At 47.1% G+C, this 21,984-nt stretch carries 16 protein-coding genes and 1 pseudogene; 9 read left to right on the forward strand and 8 right to left on the reverse strand.

The features are described from left to right. The first annotated feature begins 24 nt into the window (after positions 1 to 24). Both RBH91_RS06390 and RBH91_RS06395 read left to right on the forward strand, forming a co-directional pair. Positions 25 to 582, forward strand: coding sequence for a GNAT family N-acetyltransferase (locus RBH91_RS06390; protein WP_307893860.1), 558 nt, complete (start codon positions 25 to 27; stop codon positions 580 to 582). 57 nt (positions 583 to 639) lie between these two features. Then, positions 640 to 728 (forward strand): annotated as a pseudogene (locus RBH91_RS06395) (LacI family DNA-binding transcriptional regulator); the annotation flags it as partial. Between the two features lie 393 nt (positions 729 to 1,121). Here RBH91_RS06395 and RBH91_RS06400 read toward each other — a convergent pair. From RBH91_RS06400 to RBH91_RS06420, 5 genes are all read right to left on the reverse strand, one after another. Further along, entirely contained in the window at positions 1,122 to 1,268 is a 147-nt protein-coding gene (locus RBH91_RS06400) for a hypothetical protein (RefSeq protein ID WP_307893861.1), read from the reverse strand. A gap of 319 nt (positions 1,269 to 1,587) precedes the next feature. Continuing rightward, complete coding sequence (locus RBH91_RS06405) at positions 1,588 to 2,670, reverse strand: Ger(x)C family spore germination protein (protein ID WP_307893862.1); 1,083 nt, start codon at positions 2,668 to 2,670, stop codon at positions 1,588 to 1,590. Next, the gene (locus RBH91_RS06410) at positions 2,667 to 3,785 is read right to left on the reverse strand and encodes a GerAB/ArcD/ProY family transporter (protein ID WP_307893863.1); all 1,119 of its coding nucleotides are present in this window, start codon (positions 3,783 to 3,785) and stop codon (positions 2,667 to 2,669) included. The genes RBH91_RS06405 and RBH91_RS06410 overlap by 4 nt, the downstream gene beginning before the upstream one ends. A 4-nt stretch (positions 3,786 to 3,789) precedes the next feature. Further along, complete coding sequence (locus tag RBH91_RS06415; RefSeq protein WP_307893864.1) at positions 3,790 to 5,256, reverse strand: spore germination protein; 1,467 nt, start codon at positions 5,254 to 5,256, stop codon at positions 3,790 to 3,792. Between the two features lie 126 nt (positions 5,257 to 5,382). Next, entirely contained in the window at positions 5,383 to 5,988 is a 606-nt protein-coding gene (locus RBH91_RS06420) for a LysE/ArgO family amino acid transporter (RefSeq protein WP_307893865.1), read from the reverse strand. A gap of 133 nt (positions 5,989 to 6,121) precedes the next feature. Between RBH91_RS06420 and RBH91_RS06425 the strand changes: the two genes are divergently transcribed. The 7 genes from RBH91_RS06425 (at position 6,122) to RBH91_RS06455 (ending at position 16,146) form a co-directional block, all read left to right on the forward strand. Continuing rightward, the gene (locus RBH91_RS06425; protein ID WP_307893866.1) at positions 6,122 to 7,561 is read left to right on the forward strand and encodes an aminotransferase-like domain-containing protein; all 1,440 of its coding nucleotides are present in this window, start codon (positions 6,122 to 6,124) and stop codon (positions 7,559 to 7,561) included. 281 nt (positions 7,562 to 7,842) lie between these two features. Further along, complete coding sequence (locus RBH91_RS06430; RefSeq protein ID WP_307893867.1) at positions 7,843 to 9,189, forward strand: aspartate aminotransferase family protein; 1,347 nt, start codon at positions 7,843 to 7,845, stop codon at positions 9,187 to 9,189. Continuing rightward, entirely contained in the window at positions 9,173 to 10,684 is a 1,512-nt protein-coding gene (locus tag RBH91_RS06435) for a pyridoxal phosphate-dependent decarboxylase family protein (protein ID WP_307893868.1), read from the forward strand. The genes RBH91_RS06430 and RBH91_RS06435 overlap by 17 nt, the downstream gene beginning before the upstream one ends. Continuing rightward, a complete protein-coding gene (locus tag RBH91_RS06440; protein WP_307893869.1) occupies positions 10,681 to 12,450 on the forward strand; it encodes an IucA/IucC family protein in 1,770 nt (589 codons plus the stop codon). Before RBH91_RS06435 ends, RBH91_RS06440 begins: the two co-directional genes overlap by 4 nt. Further along, the gene (locus RBH91_RS06445) at positions 12,443 to 12,997 is read left to right on the forward strand and encodes a GNAT family N-acetyltransferase (protein WP_307893870.1); all 555 of its coding nucleotides are present in this window, start codon (positions 12,443 to 12,445) and stop codon (positions 12,995 to 12,997) included. The genes RBH91_RS06440 and RBH91_RS06445 overlap by 8 nt, the downstream gene beginning before the upstream one ends. Beyond that, positions 12,972 to 14,315, forward strand: a complete 1,344-nt coding sequence (locus tag RBH91_RS06450) for a lysine N(6)-hydroxylase/L-ornithine N(5)-oxygenase family protein (RefSeq protein ID WP_307893871.1) — start codon at positions 12,972 to 12,974, stop codon at positions 14,313 to 14,315. The genes RBH91_RS06445 and RBH91_RS06450 overlap by 26 nt, the downstream gene beginning before the upstream one ends. 16 nt (positions 14,316 to 14,331) lie before the next feature. Further along, on the forward strand, positions 14,332 to 16,146 hold the full coding sequence (locus RBH91_RS06455; protein WP_307893872.1) for an IucA/IucC family protein: 1,815 nt from the start codon (positions 14,332 to 14,334) through the stop codon (positions 16,144 to 16,146). Between the two features lie 46 nt (positions 16,147 to 16,192). Here RBH91_RS06455 and RBH91_RS06460 read toward each other — a convergent pair whose 3' ends face one another. The 3 genes from RBH91_RS06460 to RBH91_RS06470 are packed head-to-tail and all read right to left on the reverse strand — an operon-like array spanning position 16,193 to position 21,919. Then, the gene (locus RBH91_RS06460) at positions 16,193 to 16,627 is read right to left on the reverse strand and encodes a GNAT family N-acetyltransferase (protein ID WP_307893873.1); all 435 of its coding nucleotides are present in this window, start codon (positions 16,625 to 16,627) and stop codon (positions 16,193 to 16,195) included. A gap of 53 nt (positions 16,628 to 16,680) precedes the next feature. Continuing rightward, on the reverse strand, positions 16,681 to 20,097 hold the full coding sequence (metH, locus tag RBH91_RS06465; RefSeq protein ID WP_307893874.1) for a methionine synthase: 3,417 nt from the start codon (positions 20,095 to 20,097) through the stop codon (positions 16,681 to 16,683). Continuing rightward, entirely contained in the window at positions 20,090 to 21,919 is a 1,830-nt protein-coding gene (locus tag RBH91_RS06470; protein WP_307893875.1) for a bifunctional homocysteine S-methyltransferase/methylenetetrahydrofolate reductase, read from the reverse strand. Before RBH91_RS06470 ends, metH begins: the two co-directional genes overlap by 8 nt. Positions 21,920 to 21,984: the final 65 nt, after the last annotated feature.

Consider the following 21,984-nt stretch of genomic DNA (forward strand, 5'->3'; position numbering starts at 1 on the left):
AAAAGCGGATCGGAGGAGAAAAATTTGGCGTCCATCTATGGTGATAAAGTAACACTGCGGCCGATAATAATGGATGACCTGCCTGTATTATGGAAGATGATTTACGGAGTGAAAAAACCTGAGTGGAAAAAGTGGGATGCGCCTTATTTTCCGCTTCAGCCTGAGCCTTATCAATATTTCGCCGACTCATTTTTGCCGGCTTTAAAAGACAAGCCGCCGCGCTATGCGGCGATCGAGATCGGGGGAGAACTGAAAGGAACGGTTTCTTATTATTGGGAATGCCGGCCGACACGCTGGCTTGAATGCGGGATCGTCATCTATGATCCGCGATTTTGGAACGGAGGATACGGTACTGAAGCCGTTTCATTATGGGTCGGCTTCTTATTTGAAAACATCGATGTGCCAAGAATTGGGATGACGACGTGGTCCGGGAATCAGCGGATGATGAAATGCGCCGAAAAAGCCGGGTTTACGATGGAGGGGCGCATCCGCAAAGTCAGATATTATGACGGAATCTATTATGATTCAATCAGATACGGCATTTTAAGGGAAGAGTGGGAGCGGATTTGCTGCTCAAGCTGAGACGCTCTATAATATGATATTAGAAATCTTCCTAGTGGAATTAGATGAGGGGACGAAATGAAAAAAACCATTTATGATGTGGCAGAAGCGGCGGGGTTTCCATTTCCACTGTCTCACGGGTGATCAACAATACGGGGAGAATCAGCAAGACAAAAAGTATTTGCCGTCATGATCGTGACACCGACGAGCACGCATGCTGAAGTGATCAAAAAAGCGGCAGACCATGGAAAAAGCCGATCGTGACTGAAGTAGCCGCGGCGGATAATTTGGAGATCGCGATTGCGGCAACCGAATCTTCCTTAACCGGCAAGCCTGTAAAGCTTCAGTATCAAACAGGGCAGATTTAGAAAACGATGGGGGAATATGGATTAGGAGGCTCGGTTCTCTTCATGCGCAAGTCGGCTTTCAAAACATAAAGGTGAAAAAATGCTGCGCAGCATCGAAACAGGTTTTGATCGAATTTCCAACATCGCATCCTTCACGAGCCAAAGGAAACCGCCGCCTCCTGCGGACTCACAATATCATCTGCCAAATTGATTTTAGCTCCGGCTTAGCATAGAAGCGATGCCGAGATTGAAAGCAGTGGCATTGGCAAATCGCTGTATAGAAAAACGTTGGATGTGATCAAGCCCTTCCTTCTGCTCAAAGACTGGATCAGAAAATGCTTGCAGCAAACTGATAAACATAGCAAGGACTGCCAGTCATCCAGCTTGGCATCGAGCCGGTCCGCTTGGCCGATGATATTCTTAAACCTGTCCATTTGAACAGATCGTCTTGAGACATGTATGAATTTGTTCAGTATGTGTAAGTTCCAAGATGCAAAAAACGCCGGCTTCCTAACGTCTCTCAAGGTTCTTAAGGGGAGCTTCTTCTTTTTGATATACGTCAGGCACCCCCGGAGGAAACATCAAGGTTCAGCCGGGATAGACCGGCTTCCTGCTCATTCTTCGCAGCCGATGATCCAAGTTCAGTGCAATGTGCCGCGGAATTGTCCTTCAGCCATCCTTACCGCGAATTGACAACAGGCCTGAGATTCAGTTGATAATCGACATTAACGTCCATGTTCTCCCAATGCTTCAGCCAGTCTTTGTTGCTCATCGGCTTTGTAAACGGGAACAGGGCTTCACCGCCGATTTCAAGAGGATCAGCTTTGATCTCTTGGATTTCTTTAAGAAGCTCTGTTGTCTGTTTCTCCAATTCAGCTTCTACATCTTTGATGAGCGTTCGAAACTCCCTTTGATTTTGCAGATCTTTATCCCCGGTGTACTCTTCAATTCCGGCATCCACTTTCACTTTCATGGATAGCGACGTATTTTTTTTGTTCAAGTCCATATAGACCTTTGAACGAGCCTGACCGAGAACGACAGAAAGCCGGGGAAGCTCCAGAATTTTGAGGTACTTGTTATTGTGGATCAGCTGAAATATTTGATCATTCATCCCGGCAAGAATTTTCACCAGTTTGTCATCCTTAAAAAGGGCCGTGCCTTCGTATGTGAAATGATTTTCATTCGTTTGGAAAACGGGAACATAAGGATCGGAAAAAAGAGTGTACAGCTGGTTTTTGAATTGATGCAGGTTGACAATGCTCATTTCTCCTTGATTTGCTTTTTCGAAATGCCTTAATGTCTGATATAGATAGAAATCAAACTTTTCGCTTTGCTTCAGTTCGCTGAGCATGTATTTTTCAAAGTCACCCTTGACGATCATCAGGTAAAGGCGCTGAGGGGTTTTTGGATCGTTCAGCAGTGTGTTAATGATCGAAACGACCCCTTTTCTGGCCAGTTGTTCTTCAATCATCACCATCCGGAGCTGCCCGTTTTCCAGCTCATTGTAATAATTTAAATTAAAATGCTTGCCGGCTTGTTTGATCATGTTAACCTCTTTATTGAATATTCGTTTCTTCTCAAGTCCCACCGGCGGGACTAATGTGCTCATTGACAGTTTTTCTTTTTTCCCTTCCTGTATATACCAAAATGTAACAGGAGAAATCTCTTCAATCTCATGATTTTCAACAAATGGAGAACAGCCTTGTGCTATAAAAAGGCTGATCATTAGAGAGCATAGTAAAGATCGTTTTCCTTTCGTCATGATATACGCCTCTTTCGTTTAGCCGCTGCTGCAAGCAATGAAGGAACAAGGGCATAAGTAATGGCTCCTATCGAAACTTCCAGCAAAAACCACATGTCCTTCTGTTCACCGGATTCCCAAAACCATGTGCTTAATATGAGGGAGCATGCCAGAAGCAAGAGAAAACTGATGAGAAATCCTTTTCGGGTCACCGGTTTCGAGACTTTTTTGAAAAGGATCCGGACACCGCCGTACAAACATAATAGAAAGATGGCGATGACAAAAATAAAATGAAACATATGGGCAGACAGCAAAAAGGTGTCGATCCGCTCAAGTATCGGTGATTGCAAATAGCGGAGCATATTCAAGACCGGGAAAATGGTTTCACGCAAATAAGAGGAGCCGTAAAAGAATAACGAAGACACAAACAGAAACAGATATTCAAAAAGAGAAATCGAATTTCCGATTGATAAGTATTTCAGAACATGATCATGTTTTTTGAACCAGGGAGCCAGGCAAATCAGGTACTCGGGACCGGAAAATGCAGACCAAGTGACAAGCAGCGTTTTCCATGATTGTTTCGTCCACTCAAAAGGAATAAGCGGATATAAATCATTCAGTGAAGCGATCGGGGGAAAGTAAAACCGGATAAATAGAAAAACGATCCAAAACGAGGATAAAAACGCGATAATTGCAAACCTCATCGTATTTTCCATTCCGCGGGAAGCCGCATAGCCGCTGATCAAGACGACAAATAATACAAGCCAGTTTATATTGATGGCGGGAAAGATAAAATGGCGGACCGTTTCCGCATAACTCACGATCATAATAGCGGTTTTTATAAACAGCTGTATCAAGCTGATCAAAACGAAAAAACGGAGTTTACCTTCACCGATAAGTTCTTTGAAGCCCTCATATCCTTTGGCGGCATAAGGAGAGGAAAGCCATTTGGATAATATCAACAAGTTCAGCTGTGACAGTATGCCAATGACAAAAATTCCGAAAATCATATACGGATGAACCAAGTACATCGGCAGAACCAGGATGAAAAACAGAACCTGTGTGCGATTAAGGATAATGATCATGTATAAACCGTCAAGAGGTCTTGTTTTTTGAAATAACGTAAAAGGACTCACTTGATCATCTCCTTTTGCTGTACCGCCATTTTTGAAGAGGATGTAAAAATTCCGGGCGTTTTTTCAGCCATATTAACGGGCTCCGAATGACAAGATCGAGCCAATCCCGCAAATAAAAAGGGGTTAACGGGGCCAAATAAGGCTGTTTTAAAGAAGTAAGCCCATTTAAATGGACGAATAACCCAATGAACCCGAGCATCAAACCAAAAAAGCCTAGACAAGCTGAAAACAGAAGAAACGTAAAATGCATTAACGTATATCCTTTCGCCACAATGTAATTAGGAACCAAAAATGAAGTCACTGTTGAGATGCCGACTAAGACAATTAAAACTTTGCTGACAAAACCTGCTTGTACTGCCGCTTCCCCGATGACAATTCCGGAGATGACCCCCAAGGTTGAACTTGATTTTGTCGGCATTCGAACGCTTGCTTCCTTTATAAATTCGATAACGATAAGCATGAGAGCAGCTTCCCAAAACGGGTTAAACGGCACTTGGCTCCTTGACTGGATCAAAACAAAGAGTATCTGCAAAGGAATCATATGATAATGATGAGTCGATAGCGCTACATATATTGGTATCAAAGTGATTGACAGAAAAAAACTGAGGTAGCGAAGGCATCTGAAAAAACTCGATATCGGCCAGCGGATGGTATAGTCTTCAGATGAATGAAACAGATGAAAAAATGTAATAGGCGCATTCAGTGCAAATGGCGTATTATCGACCAAGATGGTGAGCTTGCCGATGCTCAAATTATAGACGCAAATATCAGGGCGCTCTGTCTGTTGAAATTGAGGGAAGATGGTATGCTGATGATCTTCCATCAATTCTGCAAGCTGAGAAGAATCAAACATCATATCAAAATTGATTTCAGCTATTCTTTTTTTCGCCTGCTCAACAAATTCAGGGTTGATCAGTCCGTCAATATAGACGAGGACAACCGATGTCTTACTTAATGCTCCGATCTCTAATCTTTCTGTTTTCAAGTTTGTTAAAGGAAGCCGTCTTCGTATTAAAGAGATATTGATGCCGATCTGTTCTGTAAAGCTGTCCTTTGGGCCGTACATAATCGTTTCCGTATCAGATGATTCAATCTGCCGTCCCAATTGATTTTCGAGCGGGATCGCATACCAGTGCTGGCGAATCGGGTCGTGGATGAGAACCGATCCGGACATTAACAGGTCTTTCGCTGTATCTAAAGATGTGAGATGCCAAACGTTTAAGATCAAACTTTTTAAATAGTCGTACACCGTATCTTCCGCACAGCTGACCATGGGCTTGATAATCAAATCTTGGAGGATTCCTTCATCAATAATCGTATTGATGTAATAAAACACAGCCTTTTGTCCGTTCTTCGTTTCATATTCTTCGGCTTTGGCATCACTCATCCCGGCAATCGTTTCTTTAATGGCTTCAGGATTAATATCCGCTATTGCGGTAGTGGTTGGTGATTGATCTTTCTTTCGAAACATGGACATCCCTCATCAACAAATAATCAAACCGGTTTTCCGGCGATTTACAGATGAGTTTATTGTGCACGCCCGCGCTTAATTTATGCAGAATGACAAAAACGCCCAAAAAGTGAGGCGGACGTTTTTTCAGGTGAAAAATGAGGCGCCGAGATAGATGGCAAGGCACCACATCACGGCTGCAGATCCTTTGTTGAACAAGACAAGCGTGACCCCTCCAGAATCGACCCGTTTCACGGCCCGTCCCGCCGCTGCCAGTCCTGTGAACCATACCCATGAGACAAAGATGCATGATCCGGTAAACAGCCATTTTTCCGGCCCGTCATATGCTAACGAGTTGGTGCCGATCACTCCGACAATATCGAGTATGGCATGCGGGTTCAATAATGATACAGCGGCAGCAATAACGATTTGTTTTTTGACCGTCATCGCATCTTGTTTTTCTTCTTCTTTGGGCTTGCTGTGCCATGTGATCCATCCCATATAAATCAAAAAACAAAAGCCGCCGATCAATAATATGATTTTCACCGCAGGGAGGCCGGCGACGGCTGCAGAAACACCTGTAACAGCCAATATGATGAGAAGCGAATCACATATCGCTGCGGAAATCACAAGCGGCAGAACCCGCCAAAAGCTGGGCAGTGCGGCTCCTTGCTGAAAGATCAAGACGTTTTGCGCACCCAGCGGCAGAATCAGTCCAAAAGCAAGCATCACCCCGTGTATTGCTGCGTTCATTGCTATTAAAACCCCTTTCATCAAAAACATCTGTTTTATTGTAGGGCAAGAGGCGGCCGATGTCTCCGGCCATTTGGCTGGCTTAAGAAACCAGCCAAATGCTATCCTTTTAAAAAAGGAGCTGAAACAAAAGTTGAAGATACGGCTGGAACGAAGCTCAGGGGTACCGCTATATCAGCAAATCGAACAAATCATTAAAGAGAAAATCTCACAGGGCGAATGGCCGCCCGGAACCAAAATTCCGTCCCAGCGGAAACTGGCAGACATTTTTGAAGTGAACAGAAGTACGGTGACCGCTGCACTTGACGAATTGACAGCCCAAGGACTTCTCGAAGGGAAACGGGGCGGCGGGACAATCGTGACAAATCTTACATGGAGCGGGCTGACTGAATGGCCTGTGCTCGACTGGACAGGCTATGTACGCTCAGGAATCCACCGCCCGAATTCGTTGACGATTCAGGAGATCAACCGGCAGGAATTTAAGAAGGACATCATCAGGCTCGGGACAGGTGAACTTGCGCCAGAGCTTTTGCCATATCAGCAGATGAAAAAGATTCTTCAAGATGCTGAAGCCGGAAAGCTGATGCTCGGATATGAAGAGCCGAAAGGAAATCGATATACAAGAGAAGTGCTGGCAGCACATTTGAAGGAAAAAGGCATACATGTTTCGCCTGATTCCATTCTGATCGTCTCCGGCGCTCTTCAAGCATTGCAGCTCATCTCGATCGGCCTTTTAAAACGGAAAGCCGCCGTTCTTACGGAAAAGCCGTCATATTTATACTCGCTGCACATTTTTCAATCGATGGAGATGAGGCTTTATGGGCTTCCGCTTGATAAAAGGGGATTAGACCCGGCTGTCATTTCCGCCTGCAAAAAACAGCATGGCGCCGATCTTTTGTATACGATTCCGTCCTTTCACAATCCGACGGGCTTTCAGATGGCGGAAGATAGAAGAAAAGAGCTGATTCAAGTCAGTAAACGCTTATCTCTCCCGATTATTGAAGATGATGCATATGGCGACTTATGGCTTGATATGCCGCCGCCGTCTCCGCTAAAAGCCTTGGACCAAGACGGAAACGTGCTTTATGTCGGTACATTGTCAAAAACGGTCAGTCCAGGACTTCGCATCGGCTGGGTGGCCGGTCCGGAACCCGTGATCGACAGGCTGGCAGATATCAAAATGCAGACGGACTATGGCTCAAGCTCCCTTTCTCAATGGGCTGCCGCGAAATGGATTTCGAGCGGACTTTATGCAGAAAACCTCAAGCTGATCAGAAATGAACTGAAAAAAAGGCGCGACACAGCGCTTCGCTGTCTAGAAGCCTATTTTGGCGGGATCGCCCGCTGGGAAAAACCGCGCGGCGGGTTTTACATATGGGTGACTTTTCTAAAGCCTCTAGCGATCAGCGCCTTGTTTGAAAAAGCACTAAAAAAGAACATCCTCATCAATCCCGGAACCCTTTACGATAAAGAGGCAAAGCAAAGCATCAGGCTGTCTTATTCTTACGCTTCTCGATCAGCCCTCGAAAACGGGATTCGAATCGTCGCTGAACTTGCCCGGGAACTCATGTAAATATCCGCGTAGGCTGAAACCTCACCTCGGTTTCAGCCTTATTTTTGCGTGACTCATGCCTCAGGACACTTAAAAACAAACCATTAAATTCCAACAATGCACACTTCAACAAACTATTGATTCATATTAAGAACTTTATAGACCGCGAAAAAGGGCGGTATTTTACCGATTGTGAGAAACGTCTCATTTTTCCGAATCTTATTGACATATACGCGTCACAAAATATACACTTTTTTTGTCATTGAAAATGATAATCTTTATCAATTGGAGGAATGCTTTCTATGTCTGTACAAACCCGTTCTAAAAATCAAGCGTTTTTGGAGCAGCAAAATAGAAGAGAATCAAATGCGCGTTCTTATCCGCGGAGGTTTCCGCTCGCCATGCAAACGGCGGAAGGCATCTTGGTAAAGGATGCGGATGGAAAGCAATATTATGACTGTCTGGCCGGAGCAGGTACGCTGGCGCTTGGTCATAATCATCCAGTTGTGATTGAAGCCATTCAAAAAATGATCGATGAAAAACGCCCGCTGCATACGCTTGATATCACATCAGAAATAAAAGAAGAGTTTATCAGCGAAGTGTTTGCAAGTCTTCCTGAAGCATTTGCCAAACGGGCGAAAATTCAGTTTTGCGGCCCTACCGGCGGTGATGCGATCGAAGCCGCGCTCAAACTTGTGAAAACGGCCACCGGCAAGAGAAGCATCCTTTCTTTCCACGGTGCATATCACGGAGCTACGCACGGAACGATGTCTCTAAGCGGCAATTTGTCTCCGAAAGAAAATGTCCAAGGGTTAATGCCTGACGTCCACTTCCTGCCGTACCCATATGAATACCGCTGTCCGTTCGGCATCGGTGGAGAAGACAGCCACCGACTGTCAAGCGCATATATTGAACATATGCTGGATGATCCGGAAAGCGGAATTTTGCAGCCGGCCGGAATGATCTTTGAAGCTGTTCAAGGTGAAGGAGGATCGGTCCCGGCGCGGGCAGACTGGATCAGGGAAATGAGAAGAATCACAAAAGAACGCGGAATTCCTTTGATTATTGATGAGGTGCAGACTGGAATCGGAAGAACCGGAAAAATGTTTGCGTTTGAACACGCCGGCATTATACCGGATGTCATCGTGCTCTCAAAAGCGATTGGCGGAAGCCTGCCATTGTCTGTCGTCATCTATGATCAAGATCTTGATAAATGGGGGCCTGGCGCGCATATCGGCACATTCAGGGGAAACCAGATGGCGATGGCGGCCGGAACCGCGACATTAAAATATATAAAAGACCATGATGTTCTTTCACACGTGGAAGTAGTCGGTGCGAAGCTTATGCGGGAATTAAAAGACATTCAGCAGCATGTTCCCGAAATCGGCGATGTCAGAGGGCGCGGGCTGATGGTCGGTGTTGAGATTGTCGCGCCACACCAAAAACAAAGCGGAAGCGGCAGTTTTCCGGCCGATCCCGAACTTGCAAGCCTGATTCAAAGAAAATGCTTTGAAAAAGGGCTGATTGTCGAAACGGGCGGCCGCCATGGAAGTGTTATCCGTTTCTTGCCGCCGCTTATCGTAACAGAAGCGCAAATCGACGATATCATCACCCTTTTCAAAGAGGCTGTCTATGAAGCTGTCAAGTAAACAGAAAAACGTTGATTCCCTGTTCATGCACAACGGTGAACAGGGGATCGAAGCCTACCGGAAAGCGGTGCATACCGTTGTTGAAACATTGTGGGCTGAATGGAAGGAAAAAACAAAGCCCTACAGCGGGAAGATGCCGCATGAATTAGACAAACACATCAAAAACTTGTTTTCATTTCAGGAAACAGGTGAGCCGCTTGAAGATGTTCTTGAAGAGCTGAAAGACACATATTTGCCGCACCGCATTCATGTCGAAGATCCAACATGCGCCGCTCATCTGCATTGCCCGCCGCTGATCCCCGCGCTTGCGGCAGACATGCTGATCAGCGTGCTGAATCAGTCGATGGATTCCTTTGATCAAAGCGGGGCCGCATCTTTAATCGAGGAAGAAATGGTCGAATGGCTCTGCCGGAAATTTGATTACGGCGAAAAAGCGGACGGCACTTTTACGAGCGGAGGTACACAATCAAATTATATGGGTCTTCTATTGGCGCGCGATGCATTTTGCGAAAAACAGTGGAATTGCAATGTGCAAAAAGACGGCCTTCCGTCTGAAGCGCGCCGTTTGCGGATTCTTTGTTCGAAGGATGCTCATTTTACCGTGAAAAAATCGGCTTCCCAGCTTGGATTGGGCGAGCGTTCTGTCGTCCTCGTCGACACGGATGAGCATAAGCGGATGTGCCTGTACGACTTAAAGAAAAAAACCGCCATGCTGAAAGAGTCGGGGTTTTATCCGTTTGCGATTGTCGCAACGTGCGGCACGACGGATTTTGGAAGCATTGACCCGCTTTCCGAACTTGCAGATGTCGCGCAAGCCGAGGGACTGTGGCTCCACGTGGATGCCGCTTATGGCGGGGCATTGATTTTGAGCAAAACCCGGCGCTATAAACTGGCCGGCATCCACAGGGCGGACTCGATCAGCGTTGATTTTCATAAGCAGTTTTATCAGCCGATCAGCTGCGGCGCTTTTCTTGTGAAAGACGGGCGGAATTTCCGCTTCATTGATTATCATGCCGATTATTTAAATCCCGAAGAAGATGAAGCGGACGGCATCGTCCATCTCGTCAATAAATCGATTCAGACGACGAGGCGTTTTGACGCTTTAAAGCTGTTTGTTTCACTGCGTGTGATCGGTGAAGATATATTCGCCGAGATGATTGACTGGACATTTTCCTTGGCTGAAGCAGCGGCGCAAACCATTTCTGAAAGCGGCCGGTTCGAGCTGCTGAACCCGCACCCGGAGCTGAATGCTGTCGTCTTCCGCTGTCTCGGCGGGGAAGATGATGCGGAAAATGACGGCTTGAATAAATACATTCACAGAGAACTGTTTCGAACAGGCCGGGCTGTCATCGCAAAGACCGCAGCCGATGGAAAAACATATTTAAAATTCACGCTGCTCAATCCGAGAACGACTCTTTCAGATCTTGAAGGAGTTCTCAGCGAGATTCAAAAGCTGGCAAGCCTTTATTTGAATAGCAGGAGGGTAACACGATGACTTCATTTAAAGAGATAGCAGAAAATGCTACGATTCAAAGCTTTTTAAATTGCTATTTGCGGGAAACCGGCATGAAAACATATGAGCTCACGGCCGGTTCAGAGAAAACGCTGGTTGCACCGCTCGACCGCCAGCAAATCGAGCTGATCATTCCGGTCAAATATTGGTCGAAAACGGGGAGGCATCTCTTTTCATTTCCGCTTTACTACAAAACAAAACAAGATGGAAAACAGCTTCCGCTCGACTATGTCACACTCGTCTCCCTCGCTTCAAAAGAACTGCTGCTTCAGCAGAACAACCGGGGTGCAGAAGATGAATTTATGCTCAGGGTCATTTTAAGCTGCCGCAATATCCGCCGCTATGTCGAAGAAAGGGCGGGGGATCAGACAGAGCTGAATACGGCCGACTTTACGTTTATCGAAGCGGAGCAGTCGCTGCTTTTGGGTCACCTGTTGCATCCGACGCCAAAAAGCAGGCAGGGAATGAAGGAGGAAGAGGAGAAAATCTTCTCTCCCGAATTAAAGGGAGAGTTTCAGCTTCACTATTTTAAAGCCCATGCGTCACTCGTGCTTCATGACTCGTGCACAGGGACAAAAGCGCCTTTTTTGATTGAAGAAGAGCTGAAAAACGACCCGATGATTGACAAAGAATGGCTTGCCAAAGAAACGGCCGATTCGGCATTTGTTCTGCTTCCTTCACACCCCCTTCAAGCGAAGGCGCTGCTTGAGGAGCCGTATGTCAAAAAGCTGATCGAAGAAGGTTTGCTTACATATCTAGGCGCAAAAGGTCAGAAGTTTACGGCGACTTCCTCGGTCCGTACGGTCTACAGCAAACGGTCGCGGTATATGTACAAATTCTCGGTTCCGATCAAAATCACGAATTCCCTCCGCGTGAACAAACAAAAAGAGCTTGACCGAGGAGTTGAAATGGCGCGGCTTCTTGAATCAGAGCTTGGCGAAAACTTAAAAGCCGCATTCCCGGGCTTTCGTGTGATCAAAGACCCGGCTTACATTTCGCTTAAAGGAGAAAACGGAGAGTCGGGATTTGAAGTCGTCATCAGGGAGAATCCGTTTTATGACGATGACCGTTCGGCAAGCCTGATCGCCGGTTTGTGCCAGGATCACGCCTATGGAAAAGAATCAAGACTGTCGGTCATCATCAAATCATTGGCATTAAAAGAGGGACGCTCAACAGAAGAAGTAAGCGCTGATTGGTTTGACAAGTATTTGTCACTATCGCTTGAGCCTGTATTGTGGCTGTTTGAAACATACGGGCTGGCGATCGAAGCGCACCAGCAAAACGCCGTTATTCAGCTGAAAAACGGCTATCCCGCCACTTTTTATTACAGGGATAACCAAGGCTATTATTACTGTGAATCAAAAGCGGATGTCCTGTCCAATCTGATCGAAGGCTTAAGCGAAAAAAGCGAAACGATCTGCTCCGACGGGGTGGCTGTCGAAAGGCTGCGCTATTATTTCTTCTTCAATCACTTGTTTGGACTTGTGGGCGCCTTCGGGTGTGAAGAGCTGATCAAAGAAGAGGCGCTGCTCGGGATGATCAGGGACAGACTTGAGAAGGCGGAGAAAAAGTATGGCATTACCGAACTGACGGACAGCCTGCTTCGTTTTCCGGCGCTTCCGTGCAAAGCCAATCTCTTGACGCGGTTTTATGACATGGATGAACTGACAGGCTCGCTTGAAACCCAATCGCGCTACACATCCGTGGAAAACCCTTTGCTGAAGGAGGCGGCCGTCGTCCATGAATGATCGGATCACATTTCAAAAGGCTGATTATGAAAGAGATGTGTCTCTCGTATACCGCTGGATGCAGGAAGAGCATGTCATCCCGTTCTGGCATTTGAATATGCCGTTCGCAAAATTTGAAGCCCATTTTCAGAAGGCGATCACAGACCCTCATCAGACGCTGTACATCGGTTTTATCAATGATGTGCCGATGAGCTACTGGGAATCGTACTGGGTCAAGGGGGACATCATCGAACACCATTATGGCAATGTGCCGTATGACCAGGGCATTCATCTGTTGATCGGCGAGAAAACTTTTTTGGGGAAAGGTCTGGCCCTTCCGCTTTTAAAAGCGATGGTCAGGATGCAATTTGAGACGCCAGAAACGGAAAAAGTCATTGCTGAGCCGGATATCCGCAATAAAAAAATGATTCACATCTTTGAAAAATGCGGATTCCGCCCCATCAAACCGGTGGCGCTTCCTGATAAAACCGGCTTATTGATGTTTTGCGAAAGAGAACGTTTTTTTAAAAAGGAGAAAAAAGATGAACTCACAGAGCAAACAAACTGAAATATATGATGTCATCGGCATCGGTATCGGTCCTTTCAATCTCGGTCTGGCTGCTTTGTCTGATGCGGTGCCTGAGATCAATGCGCTGTTTTTTGAACGAAACCGAAGCTTTAATTGGCACCCCGGGATGCTGATTGAAGGAACCACACTGCAGGTGCCGTTTTTGGCCGATTTGGTCAGTATGGCGGATGTGACAAGCAAATACAGCTTTCTAAACTACCTTCAGCAGCATAACCGTTTGTATTCGTTTTACTTTTTGGAAGATTTTCATATTCCGAGAAAAGAATATAACCATTATTGCCAATGGGTCGCCGAAAGCCTTGACTCCTGCCGCTTCGGAATGAATGTTGAAAGCATTTCGCTCCTTGAAACGGCAGAAGGCGCTCTATATGAAGTACGGGTTGCCGATCAAGAAGACGGTACAGAATCGGTCTATTTCAGCAGGCACATCGTTCTCGGCATCGGCACCGGCCCTTATGTTCCCGAGCCGTTGCGCGATGCGCTCGGTGACACGGTTTTCCATTCAGCCGAGTATGTCATGAAAAAGCCCTGCGGCTTTAAAGGAAAAACGGTTGCTGTGATCGGCTCGGGACAAAGCGCAGCTGAAGTGTTTTATGACTTAGTCGGCGGGAAGGAAGCGGAGCATGTCAGCTGGCTGACCCGCTCGAAAGGCTTCTTCCCGATGGAATATTCCAATCTCGGGCTCGAGTATTTCTCACCTGATTATATCGACTTTTTTTATCAGCTTCCGCAATGGAGAAAGGATGAACTGCTCGCACAGCAGGATTTGCTGTATAAAGGGATAAGCGCGAAGACGATCAGCGATATTTATCATTTGCTGTATGAACGGACAGCAGGAGGACAAGAAGCGGCATTCAACCTGCAGTCCATGACAGAAGTAGAGCAGATCGAACAAAATGCCGGAAAATGGATTCTTCATTGCGCGCAACGTGTGAATGAAGAACGGTTCGAACGGCAGGCTGATGTGGTCGTTCTGGCGACGGGCTATAAAGCAAGACTGCCTGAATGCCTCGCTACTCTAAACAGCCTGATTGAAAAAGATGACAGCGGGCGCTTCTTCATCACGCGCGATTACCGTCTGATGACGGCAGCAAACAAAGAGAACCATATTTTTGTTCAAAACGGAGAACTGCATACACACGGCGTGGGAGCGCCCGACTTAGGACTCGGCGCTTACCGCAATTCAGTGATCATCAATCAGCTTGCGGCAAGGGACGTATATCGTGTCAGCCATCAAACGGTCTTCCAGACGTTCGGTTCAGGGATCAAGGAAAAAACGGCCGTGCCAAACGGCTGATAGAGGAGGCATTTTCATGTTGTTTAAAGACGAATTGAAGCGGGTGCTCACCCATGACAGATGGAGAAAAGTCAATCAGCGGCTGCTGGCGAAGATGCTGTCTGAATATATGTATGAGGATATCATCCAGCCTGAACTTGTTGAGAAAGCAGATGGGATTATGCGATATGAGCTTTTTACGTCAGAGCATAAGGGATATCGGTTTGCAGCAAAGCCCCGCATGTTTGACAGCTTTGACACGGTGCCGGAGACCATCGAAGTGTTAAAAGACGGACAATGGACGAAAAATGCAAGTGCGATTGAATTTCTTCTCGATATTCAGCCGAACATTCCGATGAGCCCTGAAACAGCGGGGCATTTGATTAAAGAATTCAATCATACCATGCTTGCAGACGCTCACCTTTTAGCAAAGGATGCGCTCACAGCGGATGAACTGACAGAGGCGGATTATGCGGTAATTGAAGGCGAGATGACCGGCCATCCGTGGATTGTATACAACAAAGGGAGAATCGGCTTCAGCTATAATGACTATCTCCGCTTTGCGCCTGAACACCAGAAAACTGTACGGCTGCTGTGGATTGCCGTTCACAAGGAAAACGCGACATTCCACTCGGTTGAAGGTCTTGAATATGAAGCCCTGATCAATCAAGAGCTTGATGAGCTGACGTTAAGGCATTTTGCCAGAATGATAGAAAAACATGGCGGCACACAGGCGGATTATTACTACTTGCCTGTTCATGAATGGCAGTGGACAAATACGATCATTCAGCAATTTCCTGAAGAACTTGCTGCAAAGGCGATCATTCCTTTGGGAGAAGGAAGCGATCAGTATTTGCCGCAGCAATCCATCAGAACCTTTACAAATATCACAAATAAACAAAAGCATCATATTAAACTGCCGATGAGCATTTTAAATACGCTTGTATACAGAGGATTGCCTTCCGAACGGACGGTGATCGCGCCGGAAATCACCGAGCATATAAAAGGAATTGCCCGCGGGGACGCATTTTTAAAAGACAAATGCCGCGTGATTCTGCCTGGTGAAAATGCCAGTCTAAACGTCAATCATCCATACTATCACTCTCTTGAAAAAGCGCCATATCAATATCTTGAAATGCTCGGCGTCATTTTCAGAGAAAGCATTTACACGTACCTTGAGGACGGGGAGCATCCTGTAACACTTGCATCGTTAACTTATATTGATCAAAACGGTGTACCGTTGATTAGACGCCTTATTGAAAAGTCGGGACTGACGGCGGAGGAATGGATCGGGCAGCTGTTTAAAACGGTGATGCCGCCTCTGCTTCACTTCATGTACCAGTACGGCACCGTCTTCTCGCCGCACGGGCAAAATACGATTCTCGTATTAAAGAATCATCAGCCGCACAGGCTGGCGATCAAAGATTTCGTTGATGACGTCAATATCAGCGACCAGCCGCTCCCTGAATTGAGCGGTTTAACGGAGGATTTAAAAGCCGTTTTAAGAAGCGAGCCGCCGGAAGGACTTGTGCAGTTCATTTTTACAGGGCTGTTCATCTGTCATTTGCGATATGTGGCAAACATTTTGGAAAACGATGATCTCCTTTCTGAAAAGCGCTTTTGGAAAGCTCTAGCCGATGCCATTTTGGATTATCAGCAGTCATTTCCTGAGCTGCGGGAGCGTTTCGAGCTGTTTGATTTATTTAAACCAGAATTGACTAAGCTGTGCCTGAACAGGAACCGTATGGTTGACTATGGATACAAGGACGGCGATGACCGTCCGCATGCATCTGAATTCGGAAAGGTGGCAAATGCGCTCACCCAATTTAAAACAGAGGCCGCAAAGCTGTAAAGCTAATGCGGCCTCGAGCTCCCGCTTTTTTTGCGGGGGTGTTTTTTTATGTTAATTTTTTAAACATCAAGAGATGTGGTCCGATCGGCGGAATCTCATATACACCGCCTTTTTCTTGGAAGCCGAGTTTTTGATAATAGCCGTGTACTGATGTCCGTGCATTGCACCATAAAAGATCTGCGCCTTTTTTCCGGAGCATCTCTTCGGCGTGACGGATTAGCGTGCTTCCCGCATTTTGCCCGCGGTCAGGTGTCGCCATTCCTCTTAATTGATACTGAAGCTCACCCTCAAGATCGGGATGTGCCGCTTTGTGAAAAGAAGCGATGCTGGTTAAGGCGTCTTGAAAAAAACCGCCGAGGTGAAACGTTCCTTCCAGCAAATCTGTTTCATAACGGCAAGCTTCGATCGGCTGATTCGGCCTCAGAATGCGATGTCTGATCTCGTGTGTATCTTCTGCCTTGATCTGTTTCACTTCGATCATATGCCTGCCTCCTTTTGCTGCTGTCAATGGTTTTGTAAATCACCAAGAGTTCCTTAATGGACGTTGAAATACCTTGCTTCAGGATGTGAGACGACAATCGCGGATACGGATGCTTCAGGCTCCATCATAAAACCGTCTGTCAAATGGATGCCGATCCCCTCGGGCTGAATGAGTCTGAAAAGCTTTTCCTGGTCTTCGAGGTTCGGACAAGCCGGATATCCAAAAGAATAGCGCTGCCCCTGGTATTTTGCTTGAAAACGCTGCTCCATCGTAAAGTCAGGTGCATCCGGAAAGCCCCAGCGGTCGCGGATGATTTGGTGCGTCCGTTCGGCGAGCCCTTCCGCAAGTTCAAGGGCAAGTGCTTGTACCGCGTGGCTTTTTAAATAGTCGCCTTCGGCTTTAAAGCGGTTTGCCACTTCCCGCACATGTCTGCCTGCTGTGACGGCGAAGAATGATACATAATCGAGTTCTCCCTTCGGCCGAATGTAGTCAGAGATGCAGCGGAACGGAAGTTTTTCTTGTCTTGGAAAAACAAACGTTTCAAGAATGCTGTCCCTGTTTTGCGGGTCTAGAATATGGAGCGAATCTCCGTCGCTATAGGCCGGGAAAAATTGATAGACGACAGCAGGGTCGAACCAGCCGTGTTTTTTACCGTCTCTGAGTAATTCGTCGACTAAGCCTTTCAGTTCAAGCGCTTTCGCGTTTTTTTCGGCCAAAAGCTTTTTAACTTTTCCTTTTAAGCCGAGGTGATGGCCGAGCAGCATTTGCTGATTTACATATGGCACAATATAGGCAAGGTCAATGTTTTTTAAGTAATGCCGTTTTAAATCTTCCGGAAGGAAGACGGGAGCTTTCGGGATGTGCACCCGTTTTTCAAGCATTTCAACAACCGCGGCTGACGGTTTTTTTGCAGCGGCGACTGCGGGTGCGTCCTGTTCTTTTTGGACAAGAAACTGTCCGGGGTCCGTCCTCAGCTGATTCGCGAGCGCTAAGCCATCCATCGCGTCTTTGGCGTATAGTACGGCTCCTTTATATTCAGGCGAAATTTTCATGTTCGTGAATTTTCTCGAAAGCGCCGCACCGCCGACCATAATCGGTACAGAAATATCGGCTTTATCCAGGTCCTGCGCTGTGACGACCATTTGCTGCGCCGATTTGACAAGCAGTCCAGATAAACCGATAATGTCTGGATTTTCTTTGCGGATCGCTTCAATCAATTCCTGAGGTGTCACTTTAATCCCGAGATCGACGACTTTGTAGCCGTTGTTGCTTAAAATGATATCGACCAGGTTTTTTCCGATATCATGCACATCGCCTTTAACGGTCGCCAAAATGATTTTGCCTTTGCCGCTGTCGTCTTTTTTCTCCATATAATTTTCGAGGAAGGAAACAGCAGCTTTCATGACTTCAGCAGACTGGAGCACTTCGGCGACGATCAGCTCATTATTATTGAAAAGCCGTCCGACCTCTGCCATGCCGTCCATCAGCGGACCGTTGATCACGTCAAGCGGTGTGTCATATTTTTTCAAGGCTTCTTCCAGATCAGGGATCAGTCCTTCTTTTGTGCCTTCTATGACATACTCGGCAAGGCGTTCATCAAGCGGAAGCGATGTCTTCGGCTGTTTGTCCGTTTTTTTCTTTCCGCGGTAAAAGCCGGTAAATACCGCAAGCGTTTTGTCATCTGTATGAAACAGCAGCTTTTCAGCCATCTCGATTTCTTCTTTTGGAATGGAAGCGAACCGTTCAAGCTTTTCCGTATTCACGATGGCATAATCAAGTCCGGCCTGTGTTGCATGGTATAAAAAGACGGCGTTCAAAATTTCCCTGCCGACGGGAGGGAGGCCGAAGGAAACGTTGCTGACGCCGAGAATCGTCAAACATTCCGGGAGTCTCTCTTTAATGAGGCGTATGCCTTCAATCGTTTCCTTTGCAGAGCCGATATACTGTTCATCACCCGTTCCGACGGGGAAGACAAGCGGGTCAAAGATGATGTCGCATGCCGGAATCCCGTATTTTTCGGTGAGCAGTTGGTGCGAACGGACTGCTATGTCAAGCTTCTTTTCAGCGGTGACGGCCATTCCTTCTTCATCGATCGTTCCGACGACGAGTGCGCCGCCGAATCGTTTGACGAGAGGGAGAATGTCCGCAAACCGCTCTTCGCCGTCTTCCAAGTTGATCGAGTTGATGATCGCTTTTCCCTGCGAATATTGAAGCGCCTTTTCGATCACCGTTTTGTCCGTCGAATCGATGACAAAAGGGGCTTTTACTTTTTTCATCGCTTCCTTCAAGAAGCCTTCCATATCTTCAGCTTCATCTCGGTCAGGATCGGCGAGGCAGATATCGATGACATGGGCGCCGTTTTTCACTTGAGCTCTCGCGATTTCGGCGGCTTCTTCAAATTTCTGCTCGGCAATCAGCCGCTTGAATTTTCGCGATCCGATCACATTTGTCCGTTCGCCGACAAAAAGAGGACGCATCGTTTCTTCATAAATCAATCCGTCAATCCCTGAGACGGTGTGCGGTCTTGCTCCCGAAGGGACAGGCCGCGGCTGCAGTGAAGCCACTTCATCGGCTAATGCTTTAATATGGACGGGCGTCGTTCCGCAGCAGCCCCCGACAATGTTCAGCCAGCCTTCTTCAGCAAAAGCCTTGATTTTTTTCGCCAATGACTGTGGAGATTCGTGATATTGTCCTTCTTCATCAGGAAGTCCGGCATTTGGATAACAGCTCACGGCCGTCTGGGCAAGCGAAGAAAGGGTCCTGATGTGATCCGTCATAAATTCAGGGCCTGTCGCGCAATTTAAGCCGACGCTGATCGGCTTCATATGTTCAAGGGAGATGTAAAAGGATTCGATATCCTGACCGGCAAGCGTCGTGCCCATAGGTTCTATCGTTCCCGACACCATAAGGGGAAGGGGGGTGCCGGTCTTTTCAAAGGCTTGCCGGATGCCGATAAAACCGGCTTTTACATTCAGCATATCCTGGCTCGTTTCAAGCAGCAAAAGGTCCGCTCCGCCCGTAATCAGCGCTCTCGCCTGTTCCTCGTAATTGGCGATCAGCTCGTCAAATGTCGTACCGCCTGTGACGGACAGGGTTTTCGTCGTCGGACCCATTGCGCCTGCGACGAACCTTGGCCATTCAGGTGTCGAATATTTTTCAGCGGCGGCTTTTGCGAGCCTGACAGAGGCGAGGTTTACCTCATAGGCGAGATGTCCGAGATCATACTCATCCAAAACAAGCCGGGTCGCTCCGAATGTATTGGTCTCAATGATATCGGCTTTAGCGGCGAGATACGCTTCATGGATTCCCTGGATGATGTGGGGCGCCGTTATGCTCAAGTGTTCATTACATCCTTCATAGGCCTCGCCTCCGAAGTCTGCGGCGGACAGATTGGCGTTTTGAATCATCGTTCCCATCGCCCCGTCAAGGACGAGGATTTTTTTCTTCAGCTGGTCATTGATGTTAGGCATTTGTCGTCTCCTTTTCTTTCTTGTGAATATAAGCCGTCAGTTCTGCGGTTAAATCAGATCGTAAAAACGGTGTGATCAAATAAATGCCGTTAAACAAATCGCATGCTGTATCAAGCAGAGAGCGCGCGATCGCAAGCCCTTCCTCAGCCTGTTTTTGCTTATCATTTCCCGCAAGCGCCATTTTTTCGCGGATCGCGTCTGACAGCTTGATGCCGGGAATTTCATTATGGATAAACTCCGCATTTCGGCTGCTTGTCAAAGGCATAACGCCGATATAGATCGGGGTTTTGAGATGCTTTGTTTCTTCATGAATCTTGATGAGCTGCTCCTCTGAGTAGACAGGCTGGGAAATAAAATAGTCAGCCCCGCAGTCGATTTTCTTCTCGATCCGTTTGACCGCTTTGTCAATATGTCTGACGTTCGGATTGAAGGCGGCCGCCACAGAAAAGTTCGTTTTCTTGCCGAGCGGTTTTCCCGAATAGGACAATCCTTCATTAAACTGTTTAATCAGGCTGATCAAATCGAATGATGTCAAGTCATAGACGGAGGTGGCTCCCGGGAAATCGCCGATCTTCGACGGATCTCCGGTAATCGCCAGTACATCTGACAGTCCGAGCGTATCAAGACCCATTAAATGAGACTGAAGGCCGATCAGGTTGCGGTCCCTGCATGTAATATGCACGAGCGATCTCATATCAAGCTGCTGTTTTAAAAGCGAGCCACAGGCAACATTGCTGATTCTCGGGGTGGCGAGAGAATTGTCCGCCAAAGTCAGGGCATCGATGCCGGCTGACTTCAATTCTTGGGCGGAGCGTAAAAACTTTTCAAAGTTTAATTGTTTAGGAGGGTCCAATTCGACGATGATGGACCGTTTTTCTTTTGCCAGCTCGTCTAAAGCAGGCTCTGTTCTTTCATGTCGGACGGCGGCCGCTGCTTTCTTTCTCGTTTTCACATGTTTTTCGGTGACCGGCGGAAGTCCTTTGACCGCTTCAGCCATCGCTCTGATGTGGTTCGGCGTCGTTCCGCAGCAGCCCCCGATGATGCGCGCGCCTTGATTGCGAAATTCCATCGCACTGTCTCTGAAATATTGATCATCTGTTTCATAGACGAGGCGCCCTTCGACTAGGGATGGGAGGCTGCTGTTTGGATAGACGGAAAGGTAGGCGTCTTCTAAAAGCGGCACTTCCTCAAGCGCATTGATCATGTGATATGGGCCGAGGCGGCAGTTGATGCCGACCACATCTGCTCCGAGGTCTGCCAAAAGCTTCAGGCCCTCGCTGAGCGAGGTTCCGTCTTGAAGAACGCCCTCTTCATGCATCGAAACGTTCAGAACGATCGGGAGTTCCGTTTCTTTTCTGGCAATCTTCAATACTTCGCGCGCTTCTTCAAGATCATAATAGGTTTCAAGAAGAAGACCGTCTGGCTGTTCATTTAGTAGAAGATAAAGCTGTTCGCGAAAGCTTCTTTTAATGTCTTCGAGTGAATACGCGTTTTTATTAAACGTCCGGATGCCGCCGAGCGTTCCGAGAACATGAGCGGAGCCCGCGGCAGAACGGGCGATGCGGACGGCTTTTTCATTGATTTGTTTCGTTTCGTCTTCAAGTCCGTATCTGGACAGCTTAATGAAGTTTGCACCATACGTGTTCGTTTGGATGATGTCGGCGCCTGCCTGCACGTACGCTTCATGGATGCGTTTCACCTCATCGGGCTTTGAGATATTCAATTCTTCAAAACAGCGGTCGATTCCGTAAGAATAGAGCAGCGTACCCATGGCGCCGTCAGCGATTAAAATTTTGCTTTTTATATCTTCAAATAAACCCATTGTTTTCCCCCTTGAAAATTTTGATAAATAAAAAAGTCTTCTGAAGAAGAAGACTTTTAAGCGAC

Origin of the sequence: Bacillus swezeyi, assembly GCF_030908325.1 — a bacterium.
Lineage (GTDB): Bacteria > Bacillota > Bacilli > Bacillales > Bacillaceae > Bacillus > Bacillus swezeyi.